This window comes from Kineococcus halophytocola (assembly GCF_041276425.1).
GTDB lineage: Bacteria > Actinomycetota > Actinomycetes > Actinomycetales > Kineococcaceae > Kineococcus > Kineococcus halophytocola.
The window spans coordinates 1-10137 of the sequence record NZ_JBGFTU010000040.1 but is presented as its reverse complement, the minus strand read 5'-3'; the positions used below and the strand labels follow the sequence as shown (position 1 = coordinate 10137).

Below are 10137 nucleotides of genomic sequence, written 5' to 3'. Positions count from 1 at the left end.
GGTCCTGACGGGCATGGTGGTTGAGCTTGGTCGTCACCATCGTGACCGGCCAGGCCCTACGTGTCCCAACGCCTTCCGTTCCTGGCTCGAACAGCTGCCTCACCGCGCTCCTGACAAAGGGTCCCTGAGCTCTTGTCGGTAGCGATCAACCGTGACTGATGAAGGCTCAGTGCGGAAGAGGAACCCGGGTAGTGCGCCGCACATCTAGCCGCGTCCCACCGAGGAACGGCAGCCCCACCGCGGAGTTGCTGTAGGTCCCCGGGACGACGACCCGCAGGACGTGCAGGCCCAGGGCGCGGACGTCGGGGGTCGTGAGGTCGACCTCGAGGAGGTCGAAGCCCTGGTCGAGCACCGCCCGCACGGGGTCCGCGTCGGCCCGCAGGTCGCTGAGGTCGACCACCCCGTCGATCGAGGCGGCGAAGCGTTCCTCGAACTCCCCCTGCACCGCCGGGTCGAGGTGCAGCTGGAGGTGGCAGGCGTAGTCGATGGCGTCACGCCGGTCGGGGCGGTAGGACTGCCCGTACCGGCGGTCGGCGCGCCAGGCCTTGAGCGGGCTGCCGGGAGTGCCGCCCACACGGCCGAGGGCGGTCTCGGGGTCGTCGTGGTCGCGCAGCACGAGCTGCAGCTGCAACGCCTCACCGAAGGCCTTGAGGGCTGCGTCGACGGGGTCGTCCGCGACCCCGGTCCCGAGGCTGAGGTACCCCGTGACCCGGTCGCGGACGAGGGCCGCCAGCACAGGGATCCTGAACTCCTGGGGCAGGACGACGTACCGGGTCTCGAGATCACCGCCCGGCCCGCGCGAGAGGTCGCGCAGCCACCTCGGTTCGCGGACCCGCGTGAAACCCCGTTCCCCGTACCAGGCCAGCGTCATGGCGTCGCGCTCGACGATCTCGCGGACGGCGGAGGTGAGGGCGTCCGCGCGGGTGCGGCCGGCGGCGAGCCCCGCCTGGACGACGGGGTTGGTCAGCGGGAACCCGCGGCGCGAACCGGGGTAGGAGGGCCAGACCAGGCTCGCCGGCACGAGCGTGCCATCGACGCTGCTGGCCCACTCGATCTCCAGGTCGTCGTCGAGGGGTGCGGCGGGGAAGCCCGGCTCGGCGTACTGCTCGGCGCTGAAGAGGGCCAGGGCGCCCAGGTCCAGGACCCGCCGGCCGGCTGCCCGCAGCGACCGCGCTGACCCGTGGGCGAGTCCTTCCGGCACCGCGTTCCCGCAGTACCGCTCCACCGCCTCGCCGAGGGCTGCTCCGAGCACCGCCGCGGGGTCGTTCAGCGCGTAGCCCGCTCCGGCGGGATCAGCCGCCCACGGCGCGAACCGGGTCGTGTCCGAGAGCGTCGCGGTGACGAGGTCGAAACCGGCGGGGAACTGCACCGGGACGCGCTCGGCGCGCAGGGACCTGACGATCCCGGTCCGGTGGTCGACGAGGTCGGGGTAGGGCACAGGAGTCAGGTGAGGGGGCAGCGCTGCGGGCGGCAGGGGTGCGGGCGGCGGTGCGAGGGACTGAGACCCCGGAGACAGGGACACGGGCGATCCTTCAGGCCAGCGGTATCGGGGCGGTGACGAGGTCGTCCTCGGTGAGGGTCCGACCGACCCAGCCGAGTTCGCGCGGAACGTCGTAGAGCCGGGTCCCGCCGCGCAGCGGGAAGGCGGGCGGGCCGTTGCCCACGAGCTCGGGGGCGACGACGCGGACGACGTGCAGCCCGCAGGCGGCGACGTCGGGGGTCGTGAGGTCGACGGCGTACGCCCCGATACCCCGTGCGGCGAGGAGGTTCAGGTAGCTCGCTGCGGTGCGGGTGGTCGCCGCTGCGGGCAGCGGCGCCGATGTCGTGGGCCGCAACCGGCCGAGCGCCTCGCGCTGCCAGCGCGGGTCCAGGTGCAACTGCGCGACCGGTGGCAGGTCGCTGAGCCGGCGCCACGGGTTGTGCGGGTCGGGGTCGCGGGCGTCGTCGAGGTAGTGCCGGTCGGGCCGGTGCGGGAGGTAGACGTGCTCCTCGACCCGGCCGGTCCGGACGGCCTCCCACACGTCGCTGGCCGGGTCGTCGAGGTCCCGGCCCAGGCGCAGGACGCCGAGGGCCTCCACGAGCGCCTTCGCCGCTGCGGCCGCGTGGTCGGCGCGGCACGCGGACCCGAACCCGATGACGCCGTCCGCGACGTCCTCCACGAGGGCCGCGACCACGGGGACCTCGAACTCGTTCGGGACGTCGAGCAGCCGCACGGCGAGTTCGCCCCGGTCCCCCGGGCGACCGAGCCGGCCCGTGATGACCCCGTCGTCGTCCCAGGCCGTGGTCGGTGTGCCCGAGGCCCACCAGATGCTCGTGGCGTCCCGCTCGAGCAGTTCCTCCAGCGCAGACCGCAACGCGGCCTGGCGGCTCGTGCCGCAGGCGATCCCCGAGTAGGCCGGGGAGTGCGTGGGCGGTTCTCCCGCCCTCGGCCCGTGGACGTAGTCGAGGTAGGCCAGGCTCGCCGGAACGAGTGCGGGTTCACCCGCGTGCAGGTCCATCCCCTCGGCCCAGGCGACGGGCAGGTCGGCCGTGAACGGGACGAACGGGAACCCCGGTGTCCGGTACTGACGCTGGGAGTACAGCGCCAGTCGGCGCGGGTCCAGCGCCGCCCGATCGAGCTGGGAGAAGCTCCGCCCGGTCACGGCGAAGCTGTCGGGCACGGCGTTGCCGCAGTACCGCTCGACCGCTTCTCCCAGGGCCGCGCCCCGCGCCGCCGCGTGGTCACCCAGCGAGGCGCCGAAACCGTAAGAGTCCGCCCGCCAGGGCGCGAACTCCTGGGTGCGGGCGACGCTCGCGCCCCACGTGGTCCAGCCGGCGGGCATGTCGCAGCGGCGCGGTGAGGGGGCGAGGTCGAGGACCAGACCCGTCCTGTTGTCGATCACCTGGACTCCCCCGCCGGTTCCCCCGCGGGGACCCTCAGGACGGTCCCCGCGCAGCGCACCACCTGCTCCACGGGCCGTCCCGCCTCGCCGCGCAGCCGGTCCACCCCGGGTCCGAGGTTGCGGGCCAGGTGCGGGAAGTCGCTGCCGGTGATCTCCAGCGCCCACCGCGTCCCGGCGGGGAGTCCGCACGACATCGGGGTGAACGTCGCCTCGTGCGCCGTGGTGGTGGCGACGGCGAGTTCGACGAGGCTCCCGTCCGAGCGTTCGTGGAGCAACCGGCAGATCCAGTCACCCTCCCCGGCCGTGTCCAGATCGATCTCGGCGAGACCGTCGAACACGACGTCCCGCACCAGCGGATTCGACCAGAACCGCACGGCGTCCTGACGCGTCGACGTGGCGGAACGGTCCTGACCTGCCAGCAGGGAGGGGAAGGGGTCGTGGGGATCGGACCGGAAACCCACGTCTCCGACCGAGGGTTCGGGGCGCAAGGTCCCGTCCGCCGCGGGGAACCACGGGACGAACCCCGTGGTGGGCCAGTCCGGGGTCCGCCGCCACCGTCCCGAGCGGAAGACGTCCGCACCCGAGGCCCCCGTCCCCTCGAGGGCGTCCCGGGCGAACGCGACGAACTCGCTCCCCCAGTCGCGCCGGGAACCCGGCCCGTGGTCGAGGACTCCGACGGTCGTCCCACCGTCCATGCCGAGGTCGTGCTCCCAGGGACCGAGCACGAGCCGGCGCAACGGGCGGGGAGCCACCGCGGAACCGGTGACCCTCCACAGGTCCACGGCCTCGGGGGTGAGCAGGTCGTACCAGCCGCCGGCGTGGAACGTCGCGCACGTGAGGTCCTCGAGCTCGGCGGTGGTCACCGCCTCGGGCGGGGTGCCGTCGCGACCGAACTCCTCGTGCAGGTCCAGGGCGTCGTTCCAGTGCGGCAGGTCCACGCCGGACAGATCGCCGATCTCGACGACGGGGAGGTGGTCGAGCAGGTCGGGGTTCTCGGTGAACACGACCTCGCGCAGGCCGGGACGGCTCGTCCGGCCGTCCGCGCGTTCGAGCCACCAGCCGACGTGCTCGGTGAGACGCAGGATCCCCCCGGGTGCGAACTTGGTGCGGTGCAGGCCGAGGGAGGGACCGAGGCTGATGACGGCCCGGACCGCCTCGGGACGTTCCACGGCCAGCGCCCACGCGGTGTACCCCGCGTACGAGCCGCCGTAGGCGACGACGCGCCCGTCGCACCAGGGCTGGGCCAGCAGGTGGTCGACGAGTCGGGCCCCGTCACCGCGTTCGTCGCGGTAGGGCGTCCAGGTCCCCTCGGAGTCGTACCGGCCGCGTACGTCCTGGGCGACGAACGCGAAACCCGCGCGGCGCCAGGCCCGGCCCTCGGCGAGGTGCGCGGTCCGGCCGTAGGCGGTGCGGGTCACGACGGCCGGAACCGGCCAGGTCGACTCCTCGGGCAGGTGGACGTCGAGCGCGAGCGGGGTGCCGTCGTGCCCGGGAACGCGCTGGTTGGCCCAGGCCCTCACGGGATCGGCAACGGCAGGACGGGGTGCCGTTCCACGCGGACGGTACCGTCGACGCCCCGGTCGACGACGTGCTCGTCCGGTCGCCCGCGCCAGCCGTTCCACCACCGCTGCACGTCGTCGACGAGCAGGCCGGCCGCGACGGCCACGGGACCGGGGTCGAACGGGGGGAGGTCGGGCAGTCCGCTGCCGCTGGACAGGTACGCCCAGAACGCGGAGAGTTCCTCGGGGGTCGTGCTCGCCGCGAGCCTGCGTCCCCGCCAGTCGCGGTACCGCACGCCACCCGGCGTCTGCAGGGGACCGACGACCAGCGCCGTGCCCTCGACGTGCACGTGGTGCCAGGGCACCCCGGCGCGCAGGGACCAGCGGTCGAGCGCGTCGAAGGCGTGGTCGGGCAGCCAGCCGGCGCAGGTGATGCGCACGTCGCAGGTGACGTCGAGGGTCGCGCCACTCGTGACACGCCGGCCGACCTCGTGGTCCGTGTCCCCGCCGGCGGGGTCGGGGGTCACCTCGGCGAAGGAGGTGAGCAGTCGCCGGACGGCGTCGGCCACGGACCCGGAACCCTCGAGGAGGACCCGGGGGCGGGTGGGCGCGTCGTCCGGGGTTCCCGTCAGGGCTCCTCGTTCGCGCAGCGCGGCGTGCAACCCCTCGCGCAGTTCCGCGGGGACGTCGGCGGCGGGAGCGTCCGAGGCGTCCGCCGCTGCGGATCCGGTGTGGAGTTCGGGTTGCAGGGCGCGCAGCACCTCGGCCGGACCGAGGAGGCGGGTGAACCGCTCGCCGGGTTCGGCCAGGAACCACCGGGTTCCGTCCGTGGACGGGAAGAGGTGGGTCCCGGGGCGCAGGAGGGGTCGGACGGGAACCGTCGACGGGGACACGGTCACTTCGTCACCTGTTCAGGCGGCCGGTCGATCGAAAGATCAGGCGCTGAACGCGAACGGGTTGTGCACCAGCGCGTTGGTCGTCGGGCCCTGCAGCGCGCTGGACGCGGGGAGCTCGGCGACGGCTTCGAAGGCGAACGGGTTGTGCACCAGGGCGTTGGTCGTCGGGCCCTGCAGCGCGCTGGACGCGGGGAGCTCGGCGACGGCCTGGAACGAGAACTGCGACATGGTGATCCTCCTCAACAAGATGAGAACGCTTCTCATCTATGGGGGAAACTAACCCTCCGCCGCCTCCCACACAACCCCCCGCGTCGGGTGTTGACCGATCTCGTGACGGACACTACCTTCCGCTCTTGACGATAATGATCCTCACTACGTAGATCGCGAGCCGATGCCGTCCGCCGCACCTCACCGCCGGGTCCACCCGATCGCGGCCACCCCACCCGCGGACCGCTCCGGAACTCGAGCGCGCGCGGTGGCGACCACGCTCCTCGTGCTCGTACCCGTCGCCGTGGTGCTGGCCGTGGGCGCCGGCGCCGTCGCCGTCAGCCCTGCGCACGTCGTCGAGATCGTCCGGCATCACCTCACCGGCTCCGTGCCCGACGTCCCCGCGGCCGAGGACCAGATCGTCTGGGCCGTACGGGTCCCCCGCGTCCTGCTGGCCTTCGTCACCGGCGCCGGGCTCGCCGTCGCCGGGGCGACCCTGCAGGCCGTCGTGCGCAACCCGCTGGCGGACCCGTACGTCCTTGGGGTCTCCGCCGGGGCCTCCGCCGCGGCCGTCGTCGTCCTGACGACGGGGGTCGGCGGCGGGATCGCGGGAGGAGTCGCCGGCGGGCTCGGGGTGTCGGGCGCCGCGTTCTGCGGTGGCCTGCTCACCCTGGGCCTCGTCCTGCTCCTGGGGCGCCAGCACGGCCGCGTCGACCCCACCCGGCTGCTGCTGGCCGGGGTCGCGCTCGGCTACCTCTTCCAGGCCGTCACCAGCTACCTGCAGCTGCGCCAGGGCGGCGCGAAGCTGCAGGCCGTCCTGTTCTGGCTGCTGGGCACCGTCGCCAGCGCGCAGTGGAGCTCCCTGTGGCTGCCCGCAGCGCTCGTCGCCGTCTGCACCGGCTGGCTGATCGTCCGCGCGCGCACCCTGGACGCACTCGTGCTGGGCGACGAGGTGGCCGCCTCCCTGGGGCTGCGCGCCGGGTGGCTGCGCGTCCAGCTCCTGGTCGTCGCGGCCTTGCTGACCGCCGCCGTGATCGCCGTGGCCGGCGGGGTCGGGTTCGTGGGGCTCGTGGCCCCGCACGCCGTCCGGTTGCTCGTCGGGACGGGGCACCGGCTGCTGCTGCCGCTGGCCGCGCTGGCCGGCGGGGTCTTCCTCGTGCTGGCCGACCTCGTCGGACGGACCGCGGCACCACCCGTGGAACTCCCCCTGACCGTCGTGACCGCCGTCGCCGGGGTCCCGTTCTTTCTCGTCCTGTTGCGCCGAGGAGGTGCTCGCACGTGATGCGGTTGGCCGTGCACGACCTGGGCGTCGACCTCGCCGGGCGACGCGTCGTCGAGGGCATCACCTTCGACTGCGCCCCCGGATCGGTGACCGGCCTCGTCGGCCCCAACGGCAGCGGGAAGTCGACCGTGTGCCGCGCCGTCTACCGCGCGCTGCGACCGGCCGCCGGCAGCGTCCACGTCGACGGCCGCGACGTCCACACCGAGCTCGGTCCGCGACAGGTCGCCCGGCGCATCGCCGCGATGGTCCAGGAGGGCACCCTCGGCGTCGACTCCCGCGTCCTGGACGCCGTCCTGGTCGGCCGCACCCCCCACTTCGGCGCCCTCGGCCGGGCGGGCGCGCGCGACCACGCCGCCGTCACCGACGCGCTGCAGCGCGTCGGCGCCGCCCACCTCGCGCACCGGGAGTTCACGGCCCTCTCGGGGGGCGAGAAGCAGCGCGTCCTGCTGGCCCGGGCCCTGGCCCAGCACCCCGGTGTCCTCGTCCTGGACGAACCCACCAACCACCTCGACATCGCCGGCCAGCTCGACCTGCTCGACCTCGTGCGGAGCCTGCCCGTCACCGTCCTGGCCGTCCTGCACGACCTCAACCTCGCCGCCGCCTCCTGCGACCACCTCGTCGTCCTGGCCCACGGACACCTCGTCGCGCAGGGCGCTCCCGGTGACGTCCTGACCCCCGGCCTCCTGCACGACGTGTTCGGCGTCCGCGCGCACTGCGGGACGAACCCGCTCACCGGCCGCGTCCAGCTCAGCTACGCCCTCGCCGGCGCTGATCCCACCCACCCCCGATCGGAGATCCCGTGCGCACCGTCCCCCGGCTCCTCACCCTCCCCGCGGTCCTGCCGGCCGCCCTCGTCCTCACCCTGGGCCTGACCGCATGCAGTTCCACCACCTCCCAGTCCGCCGCGGGACGGGCGCCGGCACCGGCGGGCACGACCACCGCGAGCGTCTCGGTCCAGAACTGCGGACGCACCGTCACGCTGCCCCACCCCGCCGAACGCGTCGTCTCCGGGTGGGTGACCTCCACCGAGCTCCTGCTGCAGCTCGGAGACTCCGACGAACTCGTCGGGCAGTACAACACGTCCAGCGGAACCCCCTCGGCCCAGTACGCGGACGCGTTCGCGAAGGTGCCGGTCCTGTCCACCGAGGGTCTGACCCGCGAGCAGCTCGCCGCCGCGCACCCCGACCTCGTCTGGGCCGACGGCGAGTACGCCTTTGACGGCAACACCCTGCCGACCATCGACCAGCTGGCCGACCAGGGCACCCAGGTCCTGGTCCTGTCGGGGTTCTGCGGGGACGACGCCACGGGCGCGAAGGTGAGCGACGTGTTCACCGACCTCGCCGCGATCGGGACCCTGCTCGGACGGCAGACCGCGACGGACGAGCTCGCCGAGCAGCTGCACACCCGTCTCGACGCCGTGTCCCAGCGGATCGCGGGCGACCCCGCCGTACCGGTGATGTTCCTCGCGAACTACGACGGAACCCTCTACACCTACGACGGCGTCTACACCGACATCGCCGAACTCGCTGGCGGTTCCAACGTGTACGCCGGACAGCTGCCGAAGGGCCAGTACTACTCCGAGGTCTCCCGCGAGGACGTCATCGCGCGTGACCCGTCCACCATCGTCCTGCTCACCGGCGGCGACGGGGACACCGTGGGCGCGAAGGACTCCCTGAGCCAGCTGCTGCCGGGAGTCAGCGCCGTGCGCGACGGGAAGGTCGTGACCATGCCCGAGAGCGACTCGACGAACCTGCGCGCCGTCGATGGGGTGGAGGAGCTGAGCGAGGCCCTGCACCCCTGATGGGTTCGTCCACCGGATCCCCGCCCTTCACCCGGTTCGCGGTCAGCCGGGCCGTCTCGTGGGCGGGCAACTCCTTGACCCTCGTGGCCTTGCCCGTCCTCGTCTACCAACGCACCTCCGACCCGTTGCTGACCGGACTGCTCGCCGCGTGCGAGGGGCTGCCGTACCTGCTGCTCGGGCTGCCCGCGGGGGCGCTGGTGGACCGTTGGGGCGCGCGGCGGACGATGCTCGTGACGACGCTGCTCAGCGCGCTGGTCACGGCCGCGGTCCCGCTCGCCGACCTCCTGGGCGCGCTCTCGACGGCCCAACTGCTGCTGACCGCGTTCCTGACGTCGAGCCTGTTCGTGTTCTTCGACGCGGGCAGCTTCGGCGCCGTCCCGGCGATCGTGGGCCGGGACGGGATCGGCCCGGCCCTGGCGCGGCTGTCCGGGATCAGCACCGTCATCGGCCTGGCCGGTCCCGCCCTGGCCGGGGTCCTCCTCACCGTCCTGCGCCCCCCGCAGGTGCTGGCCCTGGACGCCGTGAGCTACGGGCTGTCCGTACTGCTGCTGCTCACGGTCCACTGGTCGAGCGCTCCCGTCCCCCGACGGGGGCTGTTCGCCGAGATCGGCGAGGGCCTGCGGTACGTGTGGGACCACCACCTCGTGCGCGTGCTGACGCTCATCGGCGTCGGCGGCAGCCTCGCCGGCGGTGTCGTCACCGGCCTGCTCGTCGTGCTGGCCGCGCGACGCTTCGGCCTGGGCGCCGGCGACCTCCCCCTCGGCGTCCTGTACGCCGCCGGCCCGGCCGGTGCGCTGCTGGCAACGTTCGTCGTCAACCCGTTGCAGCGCCACGTCGCCGTCGGACGACTTAGCCTGGCCAGCTGGTCCAGCTCCGCCCTGGTCCTGGCCGTGGTCGTCGTGGCCGGGACCTGGTGGGCCGCAGCGCTGGCCCTCCTCGCCTGGCAGACCGCCTCGACCCTGGCGATCCTCAACGCGATCGTCGTCCGCCAGACCGTCACCCCGATGCCACTGCAGGCGCGTGTCAACACCACCGCGCGGATGATCGCCTGGGGCGGGCAACCCCTCGGCGCCGCCGTCGGTGGGGCCGTCACCGCCTGGTCGTCGCTCGAGGCCGGGCTGGGCCTGGCCGTGGCGTGCACCGCCGCCTCCGTCGTCGGCGGCCTGCTCGGCGGTCTGCACCGCACCCCGCGACTGGCTGACCTCACCACCGATCCTGCCACCGCCGTCACCGCCGTCACCCCCGTCGCGGCGTCCAGCGACGCGCCCGACACCGAGCTCGACCTCCGCGCCCGTGGCGAACCGTCGTGACGAGCCTGGGTCGGGCGGCAAGTCACGCACGCCTCACACCAAGGGGTCACGAGCGGCGAACCAGAGCGACGAACCCGGGCAGCGGACCGGGTCCACCGACGCGAGCGATCCGCGCCACTTGGGTGCCGGTGCAGCGAGATCCCGGGGATGGGACCTCATGCGCACTCGCACCTGGACGACCAGGCCCCGTTGGGGGGTATCCAGGGTCTGGACGAGACGTTACGGGCGCCCAAGCCCTATCGACCGTACCCACCTGGAAA

General features: G+C 73.7%; 9 protein-coding genes. 4 read left to right on the top strand and 5 right to left on the bottom strand.

Going from position 1 to position 10137, the window contains the following annotated elements; genetic code table 11:
* Positions 1–166: 166 nt before the first annotated feature.
* The 5 genes from AB2L27_RS19835 to AB2L27_RS19815 all read right to left on the bottom strand — a co-directional run bounded on the left by AB2L27_RS19835 (position 167) and on the right by AB2L27_RS19815 (position 5505).
* Positions 167–1438 carry a YcaO-like family protein gene (locus tag AB2L27_RS19835; protein ID WP_370443220.1) on the bottom strand — a complete coding sequence of 424 codons (1272 nt, stop codon included), beginning with the start codon at positions 1436–1438 and terminating at the stop codon, positions 167–169.
* 94 nt (positions 1439–1532) lie between these two features.
* Positions 1533–2882 carry a YcaO-like family protein gene (locus tag AB2L27_RS19830; protein ID WP_370443219.1) on the bottom strand — a complete coding sequence of 450 codons (1350 nt, stop codon included), beginning with the start codon at positions 2880–2882 and terminating at the stop codon, positions 1533–1535.
* The gene (locus AB2L27_RS19825; protein ID WP_370443218.1) at positions 2879–4402 is read right to left on the bottom strand and encodes a CocE/NonD family hydrolase; all 1524 of its coding nucleotides are present in this window, start codon (positions 4400–4402) and stop codon (positions 2879–2881) included. Before AB2L27_RS19825 ends, AB2L27_RS19830 begins: the two co-directional genes overlap by 4 nt.
* Positions 4399–5274, bottom strand: a complete 876-nt coding sequence (locus tag AB2L27_RS19820; protein WP_370443217.1) for a hypothetical protein — start codon at positions 5272–5274, stop codon at positions 4399–4401. The genes AB2L27_RS19825 and AB2L27_RS19820 overlap by 4 nt, the downstream gene beginning before the upstream one ends.
* Before the next feature lie 42 nt (positions 5275–5316).
* Positions 5317–5505: a streptamidine-related RiPP repeat protein gene (locus AB2L27_RS19815; RefSeq protein WP_370443216.1), complete on the bottom strand. Its 189-nt coding sequence runs from the start codon at positions 5503–5505 to the stop codon at positions 5317–5319.
* 247 nt (positions 5506–5752) lie between these two features.
* On the opposite strand from AB2L27_RS19815, the gene AB2L27_RS19810 reads away from it, so the two are divergent.
* The 4 genes from AB2L27_RS19810 to AB2L27_RS19795 are packed head-to-tail and all read left to right on the top strand — an operon-like array spanning position 5753 to position 9877.
* Positions 5753–6766 (top strand): FecCD family ABC transporter permease, encoded by a 1014-nt coding sequence (locus AB2L27_RS19810; protein WP_370443215.1) that lies wholly within the window; start codon positions 5753–5755, stop codon positions 6764–6766.
* Positions 6766–7638, top strand: a complete 873-nt coding sequence (locus AB2L27_RS19805; protein WP_370443221.1) for an ABC transporter ATP-binding protein — start codon at positions 6766–6768, stop codon at positions 7636–7638. Before AB2L27_RS19810 ends, AB2L27_RS19805 begins: the two co-directional genes overlap by 1 nt.
* Positions 7566–8567 (top strand): ABC transporter substrate-binding protein, encoded by a 1002-nt coding sequence (locus AB2L27_RS19800; RefSeq protein ID WP_370443214.1) that lies wholly within the window; start codon positions 7566–7568, stop codon positions 8565–8567. The genes AB2L27_RS19805 and AB2L27_RS19800 overlap by 73 nt, the downstream gene beginning before the upstream one ends.
* A complete protein-coding gene (locus AB2L27_RS19795; RefSeq protein ID WP_370443213.1) occupies positions 8567–9877 on the top strand; it encodes an MFS transporter in 1311 nt (436 codons plus the stop codon). Before AB2L27_RS19800 ends, AB2L27_RS19795 begins: the two co-directional genes overlap by 1 nt.
* The last annotated feature ends 260 nt before the right edge of the window (positions 9878–10137 follow it).

Bases quoted from the DNA above. Each gene is read 5' to 3' on its own strand.
- AB2L27_RS19815 (WP_370443216.1), bottom strand. From the start codon at position 5,505: ATGTCGCAGTTCTCGTTCCAGGCCGTCGCCGAGCTCCCCGCGTCCAGC.
- AB2L27_RS19795 (WP_370443213.1), top strand. From the start codon at position 8,567: ATGGGTTCGTCCACCGGATCCCCGCCCTTCACCCGGTTCGCGGTCAGC.
- AB2L27_RS19805 (WP_370443221.1), top strand. From the start codon at position 6,766: ATGCGGTTGGCCGTGCACGACCTGGGCGTCGACCTCGCCGGGCGACGC.